Here is a 20,055-nt window from a genome sequence, read left to right as displayed (position 1 = left end):
AAAGAGGAACTTTACGGAGCCGGAGGCCGTGTCTCCAAACCTGTGGCGGGAGGGTGTTCGAACACACAGTCGCCGCAGAGACCGCCCTGGGGCGAGCGGTAGTAGAGGCAGCAGGTGGTCCGGCGCAGGGCCGGGCCCCGGACGGTGCGGGCGAGGTCCGGGTGGGCGAAGAGCCCGGAGACGAGGGCCGCGGCCCGTTCGCCGACGTCCGGGCGGCCCTGCGCGCGGGCCCACCGGACCAGTTCGCGCAGGGCGCCGGCCAGGGCCGAGCCGGCGTTGCCCCACAGCAGCCGCGGTGAGATCCGGCCGTCCGTCCGGAAGGCGTGGGCCAGGGGGACGAGATGGGCTTCCAGGACGGCCTCGCGCAGCTCCTCCACCGTGCCGGGACGCGTGGCCGTGCCCGTCCACCACAGGTCGTCGGGCGAGGTGGCCGTCCCGTCCCAGTGCACGTGTCCGGGGTCGAGGTCGGGGAACCGGCCGTGGAGCGCCGCGGGACCGAGGGCGACCGACCACAGGCGGGCCGCGAGCCCGAGGTGGGCGAGTGAGGCGGCCACCCGTCGCTCAGGCGTGCGGATGCGGGCGGCGACGGTGTCCACGCGGGTGGTCAGGGGGCCGGTGTGTCCCGCGTACAGGCGGGCCAGTGGCCGGGGTGCGGTGCCGGCGGTCGGTGGGACGGTGCGGGCGGTCGGTGGGGCGGTGCCGGCGGCCTGGGGGGCGGTGCCCCCGCCCGGCGCGGTCGTCCGCAGCGCGAAGAAGCCGCCCACCGACGCGCTCTCGACGAGATCCACCGTCACTCCCCCTCCTCGTTCCGCCCCCGCGCTCGGCATGGGTGCGGTCAAAACTGGGTCACACCCGGTCATGATCGGGTCATGACCGGACCAAGCCGGTCCCGGTGCCCGTTGATCACCGTAACGCTCGGGCGCATGACCACTTCCCCTTCCTCGTCACCCTCCCCCTCCCCGGCCGCACGGACGCCCGTGCCCCGGCGGCGGGCGGTGCTGACCCTCACGGCCGCCGCCGTCGCCGCGGGCGTTCCCGCGGCCCGGGCCGCCACCGCGCCGTCGACCCGCCCACGCACCGGAAAGCCGCCGGCCGCGGCCCGGGCGCTGGCCGAACTCCGGTCCGGGAACGCCCGGTTCGCGGCCCTGCGGCAGATCCACCCGCACGAGGACGCCACCCGGCGCGCGGCCGTCGCCGTCTCCCAGCACCCCTTCGCCCTGATACTCGGCTGCGTCGACTCGCGGGTGCCGCCCGAGCTGGTCTTCGACCAGGGGCTCGGCGACCTGCTGGCGATACGGTCGGCCGGACAGGCACTCGACGAGGCGGTGCTCGGCTCGATCCAGTTCGGCGTCGCCGAGCTGGGCGTTCCCCTGGTGGTCGTGCTCGGTCACGAGCGTTGCGGGGCCGCGACGGCGGCGGTGGAGTACGTCCGCACCGGAAAGCCCGCCGAGGGCCACCTCGCCCGGATCGTCGAGGAGATCGCCCCGGCCGCGCGCGAGACGCGCGGACTGCCGGGCGACTGGGTGGAGAACACGGTGCGGGCCAATGTGGACCGGATACGGCGTCGACTGGCTCGGGATGAGGCGTTCGACGCGGCCCTGATCGTCGGCGCCCGCTTCGACCTGGATACCGGAAAGGTCGCTTTCCACCCCTCCTGACCTGCGGCGGCGTACATCTCAAGGTGTACGCGACGGCCCCGTACTGCGACGGCAGTACGTCGGATGGGGTTCCCAGGTACGACGACGTGAACACCGAAAGGAGAGATCGTTGGAGGTATGAACCCCCTCCTGCTGTCCGTGCTCCTGTCACTGGTCTCGGCGATCGCCTACGCGGCCGCGGCGATCGTGCAGGAGCGCGTGGCGGCGACCGTCGGCGGTCACGCGTACGCCCCGCTGCGCAACCCGGCCTGGTGGGGGTCGGTGCTGCTCAACGGCCTGGGGGCGGCGCTCCACGTGGCCGCGCTCGCCTACGGTCCGCTCAGCCTGGTGCAGCCCCTCGGCGCGCTCACGATCGTCTTCGCGCTCCCGATGGCGGCGCTCTTCGTCGGCCGCCGGGCCGGCCGCACGGCCTGGCGGGGGGCGGTGATGGCCACGGCCGGCCTGGCCGGCCTGCTCAGCCTGACCGGCAGCGCCGGGGCCCGGTCCCTGGACGGGAACGAGCGATGGCTCCTCGCCGCCGGGACGCTGGGCGTGATCGTCGCCCTGTTCGCCGCCGCGCGGGTGGTGGGCCGCTCCGTGCTGCGCAGCGTGATCCTGGCCGCCGCCGCGGGCGTCTCGTTCGGGATCGCCTCGGTGTTCACGAAGACGGTCGCGGTGGAGTGGACGGCGAGCGCGCCGCTCGCCCAGTGGCCGAGCCTTCTGGTCCTCTCGGCGCTCGCGGTCACCGGACTGCTGCTCTCGCAGGCCTCCTACCGGGGCGCGGGCCTCGCGGCGCCGCTGGCCACGGTCACGGTGGTCAACCCGGTGGTCGCGGCGGCCGTGGGCCTGACGCTGTTCGGCGAAACGTTCCGCTACGGCGCGGCCGGCACCGTGGCCGCGCTGATCTGCGGCGCCGTGACGGCGGCCGGCCTCGTCCAGCTCACCACGGACCGCCTGACGACGGCGGAGGACTCGCGCGCGGTGTCAGACCCGTGCCCGGATCCGGTGTCGGACCCGGGCACAGGGGCGGGTAGCGCCTCCCGTCCGGAGCGGCCCGGCGCGATCCGAACGACCGGACCGCAGGCTCGCGGAACGGGTCGGGACGCCGGGGGCGCGGACGGGAACCGCTCGTCAGATCGAGACGCCGCGGCCCCGGAGGTACGCCAGGGGGTCGATGTCGGAGCCGTACCCGGGCCCCGTCCGCACTTCGAAGTGGAGATGCGGTCCCGAGCTGTTGCCGGTCGACCCTGACCGGGCGATGCGCTGGCCGCCGCCGACCCGCTGCCCCTCCCGGACGTGGAGCGCGGACAGGTGGGCGTACTGGCTGTAGCGGCCGTCGTCGTGGCGGATGACGATCTCGTAGCCGTACGCGCCGCCCCACCCCGCCGAGACGACCTTGCCGTCGGCCACCGCCTTGACGGAGGTCCCGGTGGGGACCGGGAAGTCCACCCCGGTGTGGTAGCCGCTGGACCAGGAGGAGCCGGCCTTGCGGTAGCGCGTGCCGAGGGAACCGGAGACCGGGGCGCTGTAGCGGTCGTCGGCCCGGGGCGCGGGCGCCGGCTTCGTGGCGGGCTTGGTGGCCGGCCTGCTCACCGGCTTCGTGACGGGTTTGGCCACGGCCTTCGCCGGCGGCCGGGCCGCGGGCCGGGTGACCGGCTGCGTCCGTGCGGTCGGCGCCTTGGTCGCGGGCGCCTTGCTCGGGGGCGTCACGGTGGGCGGCTTGGCCGACGGTGCCTTGGTCGTCGGCGCGCCGGCGGGCGGGGTCCTGGGCGGCGCGGAGATACGCAGGGTGAGCCGCTGTCCCGGGTGGATCAGGTCCGGGTCGCCGCCGACGACGGCGCGGTTCTCCTCGTACAGGCCCTGCCAGCCGCCCCGCACCCGCTCCTCGCGGGCGATCCGCGAGAGCGAGTCGCCCGGGGCGACCGTGTACATCTCGCGGACCGTCGGCACGCTGGTCGGGGTGGTTGTGGCGGGCGGCTTCGGGGTGGCGGCCGGGGGCTTCACGCCCGTCGGCTGCTGCGCCGGGGGTGCCGGGGACCGGCGCACCGTCCCCTGCTCGCCGGATCCGCGCTGCCCGGGCAGGGACACCGGCCGGACGTCCGGCGCGTCACCGCCACGGGCCAGTCCGGCCCGGGAGGAGCACGTCGGCCAGGCTCCCGGGCCCTGCCCCTTGAGCACCTTCTCCGCGACGAGGATCTGCTGGTCCTTCGAAGCCAGGTCGGCGCGCGGGGCGTAGTGCGTGCCGCCGTACCGCTCCCAGGTCGACTGGCTGAACTGCAGGCCGCCGAAGTAGCCGTTGCCGGTGTTGATGGCCCAGTTGGAGGAGGACTCGCAGGCCGCGACCTTCTCCCACACGTCGAGGGAGGCGGCTTGGGCCGAGCCGGCGCCGATCAGCGGCAGCGCGATCCCGGCGCCGCTCGCGGTGACCGTGAGCGAGGCCCGGTTGATCCGGCTCTGCTGCGGTCTGCGGTGTCGTCCGCGTAAGGCCATGGTCCCCCCTTGGGCGCATCAGCAGCCGTCCAAGTTACGGGCAATCCACAGACCGTGACAAGGCCCCGCACGCAATCCGTGCGGGGCCCGACTTCCTCGCGTCGGCTGCCGCTCAGGGGCCCGCGGGGCCCGGCTGGGGCTGCGGCTCCGGTTCGGGTACGGGCGTGGGCTGCGGCGGTTCGGGCACCGGGTTCGGCGGCGGGACCGGCGTCGGCTCAGGGGCCGGGCCGGGCGTGGGCGGCGGAACCGGGCCCGGAGGCGGGACCGGCGAGGGGGGCACCGGATCGGGGTACGGGTGGGTCATGACGGGCCTCTCGGTCGACTCGGCCGTTCTGCACCAGGTTCTCCCGGTGCGCGTGCCCGCGCCCGCCGGATCCATTCCTTCGGGCGGCCGCCCGCCGCCACGGCGCCGGCGAGGGGGTGCCTCGTCGATCAGGCCGGATCAGGCCGCCGCGCCCCCGGCACGATCGACAAGGCGGCCCTCAGGCCGGTGGCGGGGCTGGAGAGCACCCGCAGCGAGGTGCGCGTGCGGTCGGCGGCGTCCGCCATGGACGCCTGGGCCAGCACGACGGCGACGTCGTCGGCCGGGTCGATCCGGTCCACGGCGGCGGCCACCGCGTCGAGGTAGCCGTCACGGTCACCCGCCTCGAAGCGCTCCCACGCCTCCTCGACCAGCAGGGTGGTCACGGCCGGGGTCCGGTCGCGGGCCTCCTCGCGCAGCAGGTCGAGCGTCGGCCCGACGGTGGACGCCACGGTCGCGACGACCACGATCCTCGCGTGGCGGACGGCCGCGGCCGCCATCGGCCGGTCCACCCTCAGTACCGGCACCCCCAGGGAGGCCGCCTCGCGCTCGGCGACGGCCCCGAGGGTCGAGCAGGTGCAGAGCAGGACCGTCGCGCCGTCGGCGACGGCCCGCGCCAGGAGGTCGTGGACGGCGCCGGCGACCGCCCGCGGCCCCTCGACCCTGGCCCGCGCCAGCAGCTCCTCGGCGACGAGGTGGCGCAGCACGAGCCCGGGATGGTCCCGGTCCCGCAGGCCGTCGAAGACGGGGACGTGGGCGGCCGAGGTGTGCAGCAGGGCCAGGGTCACCAGAGTTCCGGCGTCGCCTTCAGCCGGTTCTTCGCCGCCCGGACCACCTCGGCGGGAGCCTCGGGCGCCTCCTCGGGATGCGCCTGCGCCCAGGAGGCGGCGTACGGACACAGGGGCACGACGGGAACACCCTCGCGCGCCGCGGTCGCGTAGAACTCGCGGACGAGCACCCCGGCGATGCCCTTGCCCTCGTGCCCCTCCTCGACGACCGTGTGCACGGCGACGAGGGCGTGCGACGGGGCGTCCAGGACGAAGTAGACGATGCCACCGACGTAGGTGTCACCCTCGAACGCCTCCAGGCGCCCCTTCTCCCGGTCGTCGCTGATCTGCGGAACCGCCATGCGGAACGTCTCCCTCGTCAGGCGTGCGCGGCGACGGCCTGCGGGCTGCGCCGGGTGTCACTGCCCGGCACCGGCGCGGACGCGTCGGCACCGAGCTCCACGATCCGGTTGTCCGCGTCCACGTGCACGACCCGGGGCACGAGACTCCGCGCCTCGGCGTCCTCGACCTGCGCGTAGCTGATGAGGATCACCAGGTCACCGGGGTGGACGAGATGGGCGGCGGCGCCGTTGATCCCAATGACGCCGGATCCGCGCTCGCCTTCGATGACGTACGTCTCCAGCCGGGCGCCGTTGTCGATGTCGACGATGTGGACCAGTTCGCCGGGCAGCAGATCGGCCGCCTCCATGAGCTCGGCGTCGACGGTGACGGAGCCGACGTAGTGGAGGTCGGCCTGGGTCACGGTGGCCCGGTGGATCTTGGACTTGAACATTGTACGCATCATCGAGGTACTCCTGGACATAGGCTCCCTGCCTGCGTTTTTGCAGGTCAAGGGCTGTTTCCTCACCCTACAACGAGTCGTGATCCCGGGCACGTGTCCCAGGTTTTCCGGGACTCGTGCCGACCACTCATCGACTTTGCTGACGTGCCATCAGGCAGGCCGAGGGGGCTTCACCCGCCCCTCAGGACCGACCACGACGACTTCACAAGCGTACGCAGCTCTCGCCCACGAGCCCCCGTGATCACCGTCACTCCGACGGATCGACGACGGCCCCCGATCGCGGCCGCGTGGGCCGGCTGATGGCACCGAGAACGAGGCCGTACGCGTCAGCGGACCCGCGGACCGACCGCCAGCGTCAGTTCAAGGACCCGTTGTGGCGATGCGAGATCCGGAAACAGCTCCCGCAGCTGCGACATCCGGTACCGGACCGTCTGGGGATGGACGAACAACGCCGCCGCCACCTCGTCCCGCCTGCCCTGGTGCAGCAGCCACGCTCGCAGCGTCTCCTCCAGTCGCCGTGCGGTCGCGACAGGCAAGGTCCGCAGCGGTGCGAGGGCTCGGGTACGCAGGTCCGCGAACGCGTCCATGTCGGCGCTCAGCACCAGCTCGGGCAGGTGGTCCTCGGTGTCGCGGATATCGGAGGAGAGGGAGCGCGCGCGTACGGCTCGTGCGTACGAGGCGGACGCGCGAGTCCATGGCCGGGCCGGGCCCACCACGGCGGTGCGGTCGGTGAGCTGCCGCAAGAGATGGGACCGGTCGGCATCGGGGACGAGCAGCACACCGGTGGCGTCCGGCAGATCGTCGAGGACGAGGGTGCTCGGGTCGAGCGCCCGGTAGGCGGGCCGGGCCTGGGCGGCGGGCAGCAGGACCGCGGTCAGCGATACCGGGGGCTGCCACCCGGCCCGTTGCGCAGAGGCCAGCAGCACGTCCGGGCTCGCGCCGGCGAGGAGGTCGCGGGCCAGGTGTTCCAGGTGGCGCTCGTGGGCCCTGCCCCGGGCGGCCAGTTCGTCGGCGTGGCCCGCGGCGCTCGCGGCGGAGAGCTCGTCGATGTAGGCGAAGGTCAGCTCGGCGAACTTGGCGACCTCGGCGGCGGGCAGGCCCGCGGGTACGGCACCCGCTGCCAGGCATCGCCAGGCCACGCGGGCGCCGACGCGGTACGCGCCGAGCAGGGCGTCCATCGAACGGCCGGAGCGCACCTCGCCGCGGCCCAGCTCGTAGGCCGCGTCACCGGCGTCGCCGCCCGTGGCGTTCCCGCTCGCGAGGTCCAGGTAGTGCCCCAGGGCGGTGCGGACGGCTCGGCGGATGGTGCCGCCCATGCGGCCCGAGAGGGCGTTGGCGTAGGGAGGGACCTCGTCGATGATCGCCTGGACGACCTCGTCGGCGGTGGTCCTCAGCTCGGCCCGAAGTGCGGTGACCGTCGTCTCGTCCAGGGCCAGTTCGCTGGCCCTCCGAAGTGCATGGCTCACGTTTTGTTCCCTGCGAACAATTCAGCCGACCAGATTCACATCTTGCGGTCAGGACTTTACGCCCTGAGGCGCAGCAAGCTGAAGTCATGACGAGTGCAGCCCTTCGCAGCAGGGCGTGGAAACTGCTGGAGATGGTCACGACGCCGCTGCTGCCGTCGGACTACCTCGATCTCATCAGCCCGTTGCGTACGGGCGCTGACCTGCGTGGGCGCATCGAGGCCGTGCACCCCGAGACGGATGACGCCGCGACCATCGTGATCAGGCCGGGACGGGGCTGGCGCGGCCACAGAGCCGGTCAGTACATGCGGATCGGGGTCGACGTCGACGGGGTCCGCCTGTGGCGTGCCTACTCCCTCACCTCGCCGACGAACCGCCGGGACGGCCGCGTCACGATCACCGTGAAGGCGATCCCGGACGGCAAGGTCAGCAACCACCTGGTCCGCAGGGCGAAACCGGGCACGCTGATCCAGCTCGACCAGCCGACCGGTGACTTCGTGCTGCCGCAGGCCAAGCCCGCCAAGGTGCTCTACCTGACGGCCGGCAGCGGCATCACGCCCGTGATGGGCATGCTGCGCGACACCGAGCTCGACGACGTCGTCATGGTCCACTGCGCGCCACAGCCGCGAGACGTGATCTTCCGCGACGAACTGCACAGCCTGGTCGCGAACAAGAAGCTGCGGCTCACCGAGGTACACACCGATACAGACGGCGTGCTCGACATCGCCCGTCTCGACGCACTCGTGCCCGACTGGGCCGAGCGCGAGACCTGGGCCTGCGGGCCCGCGGGCCTGCTGGACGCCGCCGAAGAGCACTGGACCGAGAACGGCGTACCAGAGCGCCTGCACACCGAACGCTTCCGCCCCAGCATCGTCGTCGCCGGCGACGGCGGCGAGGTTACGTTCAGCGTCACGGGCAAGACGGTCGAAGCGGACGGCGCCACGCCGTTGCTGGACATCGGCGAGGAGGCCGGCGTGCTCATGCCCTCCGGGTGCCGCATGGGCATCTGCTTCGGCTGCATCACGCCGCTCAAGGCGGGCGCCGTCCGTGACCTGCGCACCGGCGAGATCACCGAGGCCGAGCCGGGCGTCCTCATCCAGACCTGCGTGTCCGCCGCCGCGGGCCCCTGCGACATCGAACGATAGGAAGACCTTGACCGCTATCGACCCCACCGCCCACCTGACCGCGGAGCAGATCGAGGAGCTCGGCCGCGAGCTGGACGCGATCCGCGACGAGGTGATCGCCGACCGCGGCGAGAAGGACGCCGCCTACATCCGCAAGGTCATCTCGGCGCAGCGCAAGCTCGAGCTGGCCAGCAGGGGCGTGCTGCTGTTCTCGTTCTTCCCGCCCGCGTGGCTGCTCGGCACCGCCGGGCTGTCCGTGGCGAAGATCATGGACAACATGGAGATCGGTCACAACATCCTGCACGGCCAGTGGGACTGGATGCGAGACCCGAAGATCCACTCCTCCACCTGGGATTGGGATCACGTCTCGCCGGCCGACCAGTGGAAGCACTCGCACAACGAGCTGCACCACACGTACACCAACGTGCTCGGCAAGGACAACGACCTCGGCTACGGCATCATGCGCGTCGACGAGGACCAGAAGTGGCACCCGTTCCACCTCGGCCAGCCGCTGTGGAACTTCATCAACGCCTGCTTCTTCGAGTACGGCATCGCCGCGTACGACCTGGAGCTGGGCAAGAACCTGCACAAGCGCCGCCGCAAGAACCCGGAGTTCCGCGCGCGGGCCAAGGCCGTGGGCCGCAAGATCCGCAAGCAGGTCCTCAAGGACTACGTCATCCACCCCCTGCTGTCGGGCCCGTCGTTCCTCACCACCCTCGCCGCCACGTTCACCGCCAACCTGGTCCGCAACGTCTGGACCCACTCGGTGATCATGTGCGGGCACTTCCCCGAGGGCGTACAGGTCTTCGAGCGCCGGTCGATCAAGGGCGAGACGCGCGGCCAGTGGTACCTGCGCCAGATGATGGGCTCGGCGAACATCAGCGGCAGCAAGGCCATGCACTTCATGACCGGCAACCTGTCGCACCAGATCGAGCACCACCTGTTCCCGGACCTGCCGAGCAACCGGTACGCCGAGGTCGCGGTGAAGGTGCGCGCGCTGTTCGAGAAATACGAGCTGGAGTACGTCACCGGCCCGCTGCCCAAGCAGGTGTTCTCCGCGTGGCACAAGGTCTTCCGGCTCTCGCTGCCGAACAAGAAGCCCAAGGTCGCAACGCCGGACCGCGAGCAGGAGCTCGTCGCGGCCTGACTCCCGGCGTCAGGACCGTGCACTGCACACCACTCCCCCACGCCTGTGGGGAGACGGGCCCCGAAATGTGCGCCCCTCGCGTCGCCCGGCCGCTGCACTGCCCGCGGCACTCGTGTGTGGCGCACCTGGTCGAGTCCGGGTACGACCCGTTGTTCGTCCAGCAGGCCGGGCCCTCCCGCGCCTTTGGTCTTCCGGCGGTCTGGGTATCAGACCAGGGGTGATCGGCGAGCGGGGGGGCGGACTTCGCATGGGGGCAGCGGACGAGCAGGACCTTGAGGACGGGGAAGGCTGGCTGACGAAGGCCGAAGTCCGGGACCTCTGGCCTCAGATCAGGCCGAGCAGCATCAGGGCCGTCGCGCGGGCCAACAGCGTACGGACCTCGGGTGCGCCTTCCCCGGACCTGACCCGCGAGCCGACGTTCCACGCGGCCGACGTGCGCCACGTGGCCGCGCGGATCGCCCGGGGTGAGGCCGAGGTCGCGCCCTGGCAGCGCGCCGACTCCGACGCCGCGCGTGACGACGCCACACCCGGTCCACCGGTTCGGGATCCCGGCAGTTGGGGGCCCGACAACGTGCCGGGGCTGATCCTGCTGGCCATCATCGTGGGGCTGATCCTCTGGGGCCTGACCTCTCCCGACAACCACGGCACAGTCACGAACTTCGTGCGGTGAGTGCGCCGACCCACCGTGACCGGACTCTCGGCGGGGCGGGGCGGGGCGGACGCCGACGGACCGCGTGCGGTGGTCTCAGATGACGCCCTGGGCCGTCATGGCCCGCGCCACCCGCAGGAAGCCGGCCACGTTGGCGCCGAGTGCGTAGTCCTCGGGGTTGCCGCCGTAGGTCTCTGCGGTGTCACGGCAGTCGGCGTGGACGCCGCGCATCACCGTGGCGAGCCGGGACTCGGTCTCCTCGAAGGACCAGCTGTCGCGGGACGCGTTCTGCTGCATCTCCAGCGCCGAGGTGGCGACACCGCCCGCGTTGGCGGCCTTTCCGGGGCCGAAGAGGACTCCGGCCTCCCTGAGCACCCTCACCGCCTCGGGGGTGCAGGGCATGTTGGCGCCCTCGGCGACGGCCAGGACGCCGTTCTTGACCAGGGCGACGGCGTCCTCGCGGCGCACCTCGTTCTGGGTCGCGCACGGCAGGGCGATGTCGCACGGGACGTCGAACACGGTGCCACGGGCCGAGAAGCGCGCCGTCGGCTTCGCCTCGGCGTAGGCGGAGATCCGTTCGCGCCGCACCTCCTTGACGTCCTTGAGCAGCTCCAGGTCGATGCCGTCCTCGTCGACGACGTACCCGGAGGAGTCGCTGCACGCCACCACGCGGCCGCCCAGGGCGTGCGCCTTCTCCGCCGCGTACACGGCCACGTTCCCGGAACCGGAGACCACCACGCGGCGCCCGTCGAGGCCCGTCCCCCGGGTGGCGAGCATCTCCTGGGCGAAGTACACCGCGCCGTAGCCCGTGGCCTCGGTGCGGACGTGGGAGCCGCCCCAGCCCACCGGCTTGCCGGTGAGGACACCGGACTCGTAACGGTTCGTGATCCGCTTGTACTGGCCGAAGAGGAAGCCGATCTCCCGCGCGCCGACGCCGATGTCGCCCGCCGGCACATCGGTGTGCTCGCCCAGGTGGCGGTGGAGTTCGGTCATGAAGGACTGGCAGAACCGCATGATCTCGCCGTCCGAGCGGCCCTTGGGGTCGAAGTCGGCGCCGCCCTTGCCGCCACCGATCGCCATCCCGGTCAGCGCGTTCTTGAAGATCTGCTCGAAGCCGAGGAACTTCACGATGCCGAGGTTGACGCTCGGATGGAACCGCAAGCCACCCTTGTACGGGCCGAGCGCGCTGTTGAACTCCACCCGGAAGCCTCGGTTCACCCGCACGGCACCCTGGTCGTCGACCCACGGGACCCGGAACATCAGCTGCCGCTCGGGCTCGACCAGCCGTTCCACGATCCCGGTCTCGGCGAACTCGGGATGCCGCTCCAGCGCGGGCGCGAGGGAGTCCAGCACCTCGGCCGCCGCCTGGTGGAACTCCGTCTCGCCGGGGTTGCGCCGGCGGACCTCGGTGTAGACGGCCTCGATGTGCGCGCTGACGTTCATCGGTGTGTCTCGCCTTCCTTCGCCGAAAGTCCCGTCGCCCGCGGGCGACGGCACCCAGTCGTGATCGGACCCTAGCCTGTGCGGGTCCTAAGGCGGTCCCGCGCTCCGCCGGCCCCCGGAGGACGCGCCGCGGGGGGCGTCGCCGCGGGCTCGGTCCCGCCTCGAACGGACCAGCCTTCCGGCGCCGTGCAGTCCGGAGTGAAGACCGAGGCACCCGCCGAGAGCCGGGGCCACGCCGCCGGAAGTCCTCGAGACACCGCCCGGAAGCGCCCCGGGGTACGCGGGCCGGATCAAGGCGGCGGCCGAGGCGGCGATCCCCACTGTCGCTGCCGGGAACGGGCGACACGGGTCGGGTCGACGGCCGGCGGGCGGGCTAAGCCGCCGAGTCCCGCTTCCAGTCCTCGACCAGGAGGCCGAGCAGCACCTCGTCCATGAACTCGCCCATCACCCAGGCCGAGGAGCGCAGCACGCCCTCGCGGACGAAGCCGTTGCGCTCCGCGGAGCGCAGCATCGCGGCGTTGTCCGCCAGCGTCTCGATCTGCAGCCGCCGCAGGCCGCGTACGTCGAAACCGTAGTGGGTCAGGACCGCGACGACGTCGGTGCCGTAGCCCTTGCCGCGGCAGGAAGGCAGCAGTCCGAGACCGATGTGCGCGCACCGGTTGTGGTTGTCGATGCCCCACAGCGTCGCGGTGCCGACGAGTGTGCCGCCCTCCAGCTCCACGACGGAGAACGGGACGCTTCCCTGCTCCTTGTCGTCCACCACCAGCCGCGGGTCCTTCGAGTCGGGCGAGATCGGCCGCCACGGCCCGCCTTCGGCCCGCGAGGCGTTGACCACGTCGTTGTAGAGCTCGGTCCGCAGGACCGGGATGTCGTCCTCGTGACGGGCCCTGAGCCCGACCTTGTTACCCCTCAGCATGCGAGCTTCCTATCCGACCGGTCCGACCGGCGGCAATCGATTTAGCGTGATCCGGGACGGCGAGGACGACATCGCCTTCGCCGACCTCGGTCCGATCCTCGAGGAGTACGAGGCCGACTTCGGCCGCACCTTCGTCTTCGGGAACGATCCGGTCAAGCACCGGCTCCGCGACGACCCGGTCACCTCCTCGACGCCGGGCGGCGCCTTCCGGGCAGAGCCGGAGACCACCGCCCGCCGGCGGTGCGCGGAGGTGGAGCGCGCGGGCACGGAGCGGGCTGGCCCCTGGGCCGGTGGCACGCGGGCCACGACCTGGAGTGCGGCTGTGCCCGAGGTCCCTGCCTGGCCCCGTGCGGTGCGGACCCGGCGCGTGCCCGCCCGTCGTGGCGAGGAGAATCCCGGCCTTTGGCGGTTCCTCCAAGCGATCTCGCATCTGCCCTGAGGAAGCCACGAATCAATTGCAGGTGAGAGCCTCGCGGCCCTACGGTGTCGCATATGCAGTCCTACACCATCGGGCAGGCGGCACGCCTGCTCGGCGTCAGCCCCGACACCGCCCGCCGCTGGGCCGACGCCGGCCGCGTCGCCACCCATCGCGACGAGGGCGGGCGCCGCCTCATCGACGGCCGCGCTCTGGCCGCCTTCTCCGTCGAGGTCGCCCAGAGCGGCCAGGGCGAGGACGACACCTCGTACACCAGCGCGCGCAACGCGTTCCCCGGCATCGTCACCGCGGTCAAGCTCGGCGACGTGGCGGCGCAGGTGGAGATCCAGGCCGGTCCGCACCGTCTGGTGTCCCTCCTGACCAGGGAGGCCGTCGAGGAGCTGGGACTCGAAGTCGGCATGCAGGCCACCGCCCGCGTGAAGTCGACCAGCGTGCACATCGACCGCACCTGACACCTCGCGCAGATCAGCGGCGTCGCCCGTCACCGGCGCGGCTCACCACCATCCGTTCGGACGGCCCCTGCCGGCCGTCGTCCCCAGGAGAGCCCCATGCCTTCCCCCTTCACCGGACGCCGCGCCGCCACCGCCGCCCTGACGGCCGCGCTCCTCGTGCCGCTGGCCGCCTGCGGCGACGACGGCACGAAGAGCGCCGCCGCCGAGGGCACCGCGTCCGCCTCCGGCGCCCCCGAGGCCGAGCTGACGGTCCTGGCCGCCGCCTCCCTGACCGATGTCTTCAAGACCGCCGGCGCCGCGTACGAGAAGAAGCACCCCGGGACCACCGTGACCTTCTCCTTCGCCGGCTCGCAGGAGCTCGCCGCGCAGGTGAAGCAGGGCGCTCCCGCCGATGCCCTGGTCACCGCCGACACCAAGACGATGGACGGGCTGCGGGCCGACACCGGCGCGCCGACCGTCATCGCCAGGAACCGCCTGGTCATCGCCACCGGCGAGGGCAACCCCAAGAAGATCGACGAGTTGAAGGACCTCGGCGACCCGGGGCTGAAGGTCGTCCTCGCCGCGCCCGAGGTGCCCGCCGGGCGCTACAGCGCGCAGATCCTCGACGCGCAGAAGATCGAGGTGAAGCCGGTCTCGCAGGAGCCGAACGTCCGCGCCGTGCTCAGCAAGGTCGAGCTGGGCGAGGCCGACGCCGGCCTCGTCTACAAGACCGACGCCGAGAAGTCCGCCGACAAGGTCGACGCGGTCGCGATCCCCGACGAGCAGAACGCCATCGCCGCGTACCCGGCCGCCACGCTCAAGGCGTCGAAGAACTCCGAGGCCGCCGCCGCGTTCGTCGCCTGGCTGAGCGGCCCGGAGGCGCGGGAGATACTGCGGCACGCCGGCTTCCAGCTGCCGTGACCGCGTCCGCGTCCGCGCCCGTGCCCGTGCGGAGGCTGCCCGGGTCTGGGGGACCGGGCGGCTCCGGTACGGCTCCCTCCGTCACCGACTCCTCCTCCGAGCCCGGGAACCATCGATGAAACGCCTCCGCCCCCTCCCGCCGGCCTCGACCCGGACGCCGCGTGTCCGGCGCGTCTCGCGGGCGCGCGCGCCGCTCGCGCTGGCGGTTCCCGCGCTGCTGGCCATCGTGTTCCTGCTGATGCCGCTGATCGGGATCCTCGTCCGCACCTCGTGGGGCGAGCTCGGAGCCCACCTGACCAGCCCGGGTACCACCCGGGCGCTGCGTCTCTCGCTCGTCGTCTCGCTCTGGGCCCTCGGCCTGTCGTTGCTCCTCGGCGTGCCGCTGGCCTGGCTGCTCGCCCGGATGGACTTCCCCGGCAAGGCGTTCGTCCGCTCCCTCGTCCTGCTCCCCATGGTCCTGCCGCCCACCGTCGGCGGGGTCGCCCTGCTGCTGGCCTTCGGCCGCCGCGGCCTGCTCGGTCCGTGGCTGGAGGACACGTTCGGCGTCACGCTGCCGTTCCACACCTCCGGCGCGGTCCTCGCTGCGACGTTCGTCGCCATGCCCTTCCTCGTCATCAGCCTGGAAGGCGCGCTCGGCGGACTCCGTCCCCGCTACGAGGAGACCGCCGCCTCGCTGGGTGCCTCGCCCCTCCGGGTGTTCCTCACCGTGACCCTGCCCATGGTCGCGCCGGGTCTCGTCGCCGGCGCCGCCCTCACCTGGGCCCGGGCGCTGGGCGAGTTCGGGGCCACCATCACCTTCGCCGGCAACCTCCCCGGCACCACCCAGACCCTGCCCCTCCAGGTCTATCTGCTGCTCCAGGAGGAGCCGGAGGCGGCGACGTCCGTCTCCCTGCTGCTGCTCGTCATCGCCATGCTCGTCCTGATCGCGCTGCGCGGACGCTGGACCGGAACCCCTAGCGACCGGTCCCGACCCGCAACGCACGCGGCGGACGAGCCGGGCCCCGCCCCCGCGACGCCTCCCGCCGACCCCGCACCCGTCGCGGCGCGGGACCGCTGGCCCCTGCACGCCGAGGTCGGCGGCTTCACCGAACTTACCCTGGACGCCGAACCGGGCACCACGATCGCCGTGGTCGGCGCCAACGGCGCGGGCAAGACCACCCTCCTGCGCGCCCTCCTCGGCCTGACCCCGCGCGCGCACGCCACCGTCCGTCTCGGCGACACCGACGTCACCGCGCGGCCTCCGCACCGCAGGGGCATCGCCTGGGTCCCGCAGGACGGCGCTCTCTTCCCGCACATGAGCGCGCTCGCCAACACCGCCTACGGCCTGCGCGCCCATGGTGCCTCCCGCGTCGAGGCCCGCCGCGAGGCACAGCGGTGGCTCGACCGGCTCGGCGTCGGCCATCTCGCGCGCCGCAGGCCGGCGCAGCTCTCCGGCGGACAGGCGCAACGCGTGGCCCTCGCGCGCGCACTCGCCGCCCGCCCCCGGCTGCTCCTTCTCGACGAGCCGCTCGCCGCACTCGACCAGACCACGCGCGCGCACGTGCGCCACACCCTGCGCCGGCATCTCGACGGCTTCGGCGGCGTCTGCCTGATCGTCACCCACGACCCGGTCGAGGCGGTCTCCCTGGCGGACCGCGTCCTCGTCCTCGACGACGGCCGGACGCTCCAGGACGCCCCGCCCTCCGAGGTCACCCGGCATCCCCGCTCCCCGTGGGTGGCCCGCATGCTCGGGCGCAACGCCTGGCCCGGTACGAGCACCCCCGAGGGGCTGCGACTGGCCGACGGCGGCCGCCTGGTGGTCGCGGAAGCCCTCCCGACGGGCACCGAGGCCCTGGCGATCATCGCCCCCGAGGCCGTCTCCCTCCACCGCGACAGGCCCGCCGGCAGCCCCCGTAACGTCTGGCCCGGCACCGTCCGGGAGATCACCACCTCCGGCAGCCGCCTGCGCGTCCTGGTCACCTCCGACCGGGCCCCCGACCTGGTCGCGGAGATCACTCCGCAGGCAGCGGCCGAACTCGGCCTCGGCGACGGCACGACGGTGTGGACGAGCGTGAAGGCGACGGAGGTGACGGTCGTGACCCTCTGACGCGGACGCCGTGGACGGCCCGGAGAGATCAGGGCGCGGAGCGGACGGAGCCATTGACTCCGGGTTCGCCCCCATGAGAGAAACCGCTTGCTAAGGCGCGCTCCTCCCCGCGCCGTCGCCCCACCTGCCCCGGGGGTCTTCTCGCCATGCGCTCCTCCGTCCCCTCTCCCGTTCCCGCCTCCTTCCTGTCCCGTCGCGGTCTGCTGCGCGCGGCCCTCGGCGCCGCCGCCGTCACGCCGTTCGCGGTGCCGGCAGCCGCCGCACCCGCCGTCGCCGCCGATGCCTACGACGCGCTCCGTCGGACGTGGCGGGACCTGCTCCTCGGCACGAACGTCGACCCCGCCGTCGAGCCCTTCGCCTCGAAGCTGGCCGCGCTCGGCGCGACCGCCCGCGACCTCCGCGCCTCCATGGCCCCGGTGAACGGCTCCCTCTGGCCCGACCTCCCCTACCTCGACCCGGAGCCGGACACGGACGCCGAGTCGTACACGTACTCCGGCAATCTGCAGATCAGTTACAGCCGGCTGCGCACCCTCACCGAGGCGTACGCACAGCCCGGAACCGGCCTCAGCGGTGACACCGGCCTGCGGACGGACATCCTCGCCGGACTCGACCACCTGCACGACCAGGCCTATCGCGCGGGCCGGGCCCGCTACGGCAACTGGTACAACTGGCAGATCGGCATCCCGCAGGCCCTGCTCGACATCGACGTGCTCCTGTACGAGCACCTGGGAGCGGCCCGCCTCGGCGAACACACCGCCGCCGTCGACCACTTCGTACCGGACAGCGCGGTCGCGAACTACACCGGCACCTCCACGGGCGCCAACCGGGTCGACCTGTGCAGGGTCCTGGCGCTGCGCGGTGCCGTGGGCGGGTCCCCGGCGAAGCTGGCCCTCGCCCGGGACGCGCTGTCGCCGGTCTTCCCGTACGTCACCTCCGGGGACGGGCTCTACGCCGACGGAAGCTTCGTCCAGCACCTCTACGTGCCCTACGCCGGCTCGTACGGCGCCGTCATGCTCGGCGGCCTGTCGATGCTGTTCGCCCTGCTCGCAGGCTCCGCCTGGGAGGTCACCGACAGCGGCAGGCAGGTCGTCCTCGACTCCGTCGAGAAGGCGTACGCGCCGTTCCTCTTCAACGGCCTGGCCATGGACGCCGTCTCGGGGCGCGCGATCAGCCGGGGCGTGCAGAAGGCGGACACCCGAGGCGTGCGTCAGGACGACCATCTGCGCGGTCACGCCGTCATCGCGTGCGTGGCCCTGCTCGCGCGGAGCGCGTCCGCCGCCGAGAGGACCCGCTGGGAGGGCATGGTCAAGGGCTGGATCGCGCGCGACTACTACAGCCCCCTCCTCTCCAGCCCCGCGCTCGGCGTCGCCGCGCTCGCCCGCCTGAAGAGCGTGGACGGCGGTACGGTCGCGGCGACGCCCGAGCCGTCCGGGCACCGCCTCTTCCCCGGCATGGACCGGGCCGTGCACCGCCGCCCTGGCTGGGCCGCCTGCCTGTCCATGGCGTCGAACCGGATCGCGTACTACGAGAACGGCAACGGCGAGAACCTGCGGGCCTGGCACAGCGGATCGGGGATGCTGTACTGGTGGGGCGGCGACTTCGCCAACGGGCAGTACAGCGACGACTTCTGGCCCACGGTCGATCCCTACCGGCTGCCCGGCACCACCGCCTCCCGCACACCGCTGGCCGACGGCGAGGGCGGGGTGTGGGGCGCCGCCCGGCCCGACGTGCGCTGGGTCGGCGGGGCGACCGACGGCACGTACGCGGCCGTCGGGCAGTACCTGAAGGGACTGTCCTCCACCCTCCTGGCCAAGAAGTCGTGGTTCTTCCTCGACGACTCGATCGTCTGCCTCGGCGCCGGGATCCACGGCCGCGACGGCACCGGCGTCGAATCGGTCGTCGAGAACCGCAACCTCGGGGCGGACGGCGCGCACGCCTTCACCGTCGACGGTACGGCCCAGCCCGGCACGCCCGGCTGGAGCGGCACCCTCACCGGCGCCCGGTGGGCCCATCTCGCGGGCCACGCGGGGTACGTCTTCCCCGGGGGTGCCACCGCACCGCTGAAGGCGCTGCGGCAGGCGCGTACCGGCGCCTGGTCGGACATCAACAGGAGCGCCGTGACCGATCCGGTCACCCGCAGGTACCTCACCCTCTGGTTCGACCACGGCACCGACCCGACGTGGGCCGCGTACTCCTACGTCCTGATGCCGGGAGCGAGCCAGGCGGCCACGGCGGCCCGCGCCGCCGACACGGCCTGGCTCGCGATCCTCGCCAACACCAACGACCAGCAGGGCGTCCGCGTCCCCTCCCTCGGCTTCACGGGAGTCAACTTCTGGGTCGGCGGCACGGTCGGCGACGTGACGGCCGGCGCTCCCGCCTCCGTGATGATCCGCGAGACGGGAACGACCGCGACCGTCTGCGTCTCCGGTCCCCTGCGCGACGGCGCGGCCATCGACCTGACGTGGAACCGGCCGGTCTCCGCCGTCCTCTCCAAGGACCCCGCGGTCACCGTGCAGGGCACGGGCTCCGCGCTCCGTCTGCGCATCGCGCCGGGCACCCTCGCGGGGGTGCACAAGGCGGTGGTCCGGACGGGCTGAGAGACACCGGACCCGGGCATCGCACCCGCCACACCGGAACCCGACCGCGGCACCCTCCGCGCCGGGCCGACCGAAGGCACCCACCACACGGCGACGGAGCGCTTGGCGTGCGGTGGGTGGCCGGCGCGCGACCAGGGAGGCCGTTCGGACGGCCGCGCCCTGATGGCCGCCAGGGCGGGCCGGTGGTTCACTCGGGAACGTGCCTTTCGACCACTACGGCGTCCTCGTCGGAACCCTGCGGCATCACTTCCGCGATACGCCCGACACCCAGGGCTCCTGGTTCCACGTCAATCTCAGGGTCGACGCGCCCGGCGGCCAGTACAGGTGCGCCGTCGACGTGGACAGCCACCAGTCCGCCACCGGCGTGCAGTGGAAGACGTTCACCCTGGATGCCTCGGACCTCGGCCCGGTGACCGCGCTGCCGGCCGGGTATCACGATCTCGCCCGGACGGCCGGCTCCGGGGCCCTCGACTACATCCGGCACCGGGCGCTGCGCGGCCGCCCCGGCTGCGCCGGGCGCCTGCTGTCGCGGTGGACGACGTCGTCCCGGCCGTGGTCGTCCGGCTCCAACCTGGACGCCGCCCTGGCCCTGGAGCCGATCCTCGTCGTCGGACGGCCGATCCTCGTCTTCGGCGAACCGTTCGACGTGGGTCTGGGCATGCACAACATCCACCAGAACCAGGGCGATCCGCAGGGCAGCCCGTGGTGGGAAGAGAACGGCGTCTGGCAGGACGGAGCGACCGTGACCCGCCGCCCCGACGGCCGCTACGACGTCTTCCTCAACAAGTTCTCCACCCAGAAGGACCGCACGGACGCCGAGGGCCATCCGCTTCCGTCTCCCTAGG

General features: G+C 72.9%; 18 protein-coding genes and 1 pseudogene. 11 read left to right on the top strand and 8 right to left on the bottom strand.

Annotated elements, in window-relative coordinates; translation table 11 throughout:
* Window positions 1–11 precede the first annotated feature (11 nt).
* Entirely contained in the window at window positions 12–788 is a 777-nt protein-coding gene (locus ACZ68P_RS33455) for a (2Fe-2S)-binding protein (RefSeq protein ID WP_471012881.1), read from the bottom strand.
* Between the two features lie 135 nt (window positions 789–923).
* Here ACZ68P_RS33455 and ACZ68P_RS33450 point away from each other — a divergent pair, with 135 nt between their 5' ends.
* Both ACZ68P_RS33450 and ACZ68P_RS33445 read left to right on the top strand, forming a co-directional pair.
* A complete protein-coding gene (locus ACZ68P_RS33450; protein ID WP_471012826.1) occupies window positions 924–1,658 on the top strand; it encodes a carbonic anhydrase in 735 nt (244 codons plus the stop codon).
* 117 nt (window positions 1,659–1,775) lie between these two features.
* The gene (locus ACZ68P_RS33445; protein ID WP_471012824.1) at window positions 1,776–2,888 is read left to right on the top strand and encodes a DMT family transporter; all 1,113 of its coding nucleotides are present in this window, start codon (window positions 1,776–1,778) and stop codon (window positions 2,886–2,888) included.
* On the opposite strand, the gene ACZ68P_RS33440 is transcribed toward ACZ68P_RS33445, so the two are convergent.
* The 5 genes from ACZ68P_RS33440 to ACZ68P_RS33420 all read right to left on the bottom strand — a co-directional run bounded on the left by ACZ68P_RS33440 (window position 2,769) and on the right by ACZ68P_RS33420 (window position 7,463).
* Window positions 2,769–4,127, bottom strand: coding sequence for a transglycosylase family protein (locus ACZ68P_RS33440; RefSeq protein WP_471012823.1), 1,359 nt, complete (start codon window positions 4,125–4,127; stop codon window positions 2,769–2,771). The two genes, ACZ68P_RS33445 and ACZ68P_RS33440, sit on opposite strands and share 120 nt — an antisense overlap.
* A gap of 432 nt (window positions 4,128–4,559) precedes the next feature.
* Window positions 4,560–5,216, bottom strand: a complete 657-nt coding sequence (locus ACZ68P_RS33435; RefSeq protein WP_471012822.1) for an aspartate/glutamate racemase family protein — start codon at window positions 5,214–5,216, stop codon at window positions 4,560–4,562.
* Window positions 5,213–5,557, bottom strand: coding sequence for a GNAT family N-acetyltransferase (locus ACZ68P_RS33430; RefSeq protein WP_471012821.1), 345 nt, complete (start codon window positions 5,555–5,557; stop codon window positions 5,213–5,215). The genes ACZ68P_RS33435 and ACZ68P_RS33430 overlap by 4 nt, the downstream gene beginning before the upstream one ends.
* 17 nt (window positions 5,558–5,574) lie before the next feature.
* Window positions 5,575–6,000, bottom strand: coding sequence for an aspartate 1-decarboxylase (gene panD, locus ACZ68P_RS33425; protein WP_471012819.1), 426 nt, complete (start codon window positions 5,998–6,000; stop codon window positions 5,575–5,577).
* Between the two features lie 323 nt (window positions 6,001–6,323).
* Entirely contained in the window at window positions 6,324–7,463 is a 1,140-nt protein-coding gene (locus tag ACZ68P_RS33420) for a PucR family transcriptional regulator (RefSeq protein ID WP_471012818.1), read from the bottom strand.
* Between the two features lie 86 nt (window positions 7,464–7,549).
* On the opposite strand from ACZ68P_RS33420, the gene ACZ68P_RS33415 reads away from it, so the two are divergent.
* The 3 genes from ACZ68P_RS33415 (at window position 7,550) to ACZ68P_RS33405 (ending at window position 10,401) form a co-directional block, all read left to right on the top strand.
* Window positions 7,550–8,605 carry a ferredoxin reductase gene (locus tag ACZ68P_RS33415; RefSeq protein WP_471012817.1) on the top strand — a complete coding sequence of 352 codons (1,056 nt, stop codon included), beginning with the start codon at window positions 7,550–7,552 and terminating at the stop codon, window positions 8,603–8,605.
* A gap of 7 nt (window positions 8,606–8,612) precedes the next feature.
* A complete protein-coding gene (locus tag ACZ68P_RS33410) occupies window positions 8,613–9,731 on the top strand; it encodes a fatty acid desaturase family protein (RefSeq protein WP_471012816.1) in 1,119 nt (372 codons plus the stop codon).
* A 247-nt stretch (window positions 9,732–9,978) separates the two neighbouring features.
* Window positions 9,979–10,401, top strand: a complete 423-nt coding sequence (locus tag ACZ68P_RS33405; RefSeq protein ID WP_471012815.1) for a hypothetical protein — start codon at window positions 9,979–9,981, stop codon at window positions 10,399–10,401.
* 75 nt (window positions 10,402–10,476) lie between these two features.
* On the opposite strand, the gene gdhA is transcribed toward ACZ68P_RS33405, so the two are convergent.
* Window positions 10,477–11,823 (bottom strand): NADP-specific glutamate dehydrogenase, encoded by a 1,347-nt coding sequence (gdhA, locus tag ACZ68P_RS33400; protein WP_471012813.1) that lies wholly within the window; start codon window positions 11,821–11,823, stop codon window positions 10,477–10,479.
* 373 nt (window positions 11,824–12,196) lie between these two features.
* On the bottom strand, window positions 12,197–12,739 hold the full coding sequence (locus tag ACZ68P_RS33395; protein ID WP_471012812.1) for a GNAT family N-acetyltransferase: 543 nt from the start codon (window positions 12,737–12,739) through the stop codon (window positions 12,197–12,199).
* A 58-nt stretch (window positions 12,740–12,797) separates the two neighbouring features.
* On the opposite strand from ACZ68P_RS33395, the pseudogene ACZ68P_RS33390 reads away from it, so the two are divergent.
* From ACZ68P_RS33390 to ACZ68P_RS33365, 6 genes and pseudogenes are all read left to right on the top strand, one after another.
* Window positions 12,798–13,045 (top strand): annotated as a pseudogene (locus ACZ68P_RS33390) (M24 family metallopeptidase); the annotation flags it as partial.
* A 186-nt stretch (window positions 13,046–13,231) separates the two neighbouring features.
* Window positions 13,232–13,627, top strand: a complete 396-nt coding sequence (locus ACZ68P_RS33385; RefSeq protein ID WP_471012810.1) for a TOBE domain-containing protein — start codon at window positions 13,232–13,234, stop codon at window positions 13,625–13,627.
* Between the two features lie 96 nt (window positions 13,628–13,723).
* Window positions 13,724–14,527, top strand: a complete 804-nt coding sequence (gene modA, locus ACZ68P_RS33380; protein ID WP_471012809.1) for a molybdate ABC transporter substrate-binding protein — start codon at window positions 13,724–13,726, stop codon at window positions 14,525–14,527.
* 115 nt (window positions 14,528–14,642) lie between these two features.
* Complete coding sequence (locus ACZ68P_RS33375; protein ID WP_471012807.1) at window positions 14,643–16,613, top strand: ABC transporter permease; 1,971 nt, start codon at window positions 14,643–14,645, stop codon at window positions 16,611–16,613.
* 146 nt (window positions 16,614–16,759) lie between these two features.
* On the top strand, window positions 16,760–19,210 hold the full coding sequence (locus ACZ68P_RS33370; RefSeq protein WP_471012805.1) for a polysaccharide lyase 8 family protein: 2,451 nt from the start codon (window positions 16,760–16,762) through the stop codon (window positions 19,208–19,210).
* A gap of 199 nt (window positions 19,211–19,409) precedes the next feature.
* Window positions 19,410–20,054 carry a DUF2278 family protein gene (locus ACZ68P_RS33365; RefSeq protein ID WP_471012804.1) on the top strand — a complete coding sequence of 215 codons (645 nt, stop codon included), beginning with the start codon at window positions 19,410–19,412 and terminating at the stop codon, window positions 20,052–20,054.
* Window position 20,055 lies beyond the last annotated feature (1 nt).

This window comes from Streptomyces sp. NPDC036822 (assembly GCF_055609145.1).
Note: the sequence above shows the minus strand (reverse complement) of the source record. Positions and strands in the feature narration are given on the sequence as shown.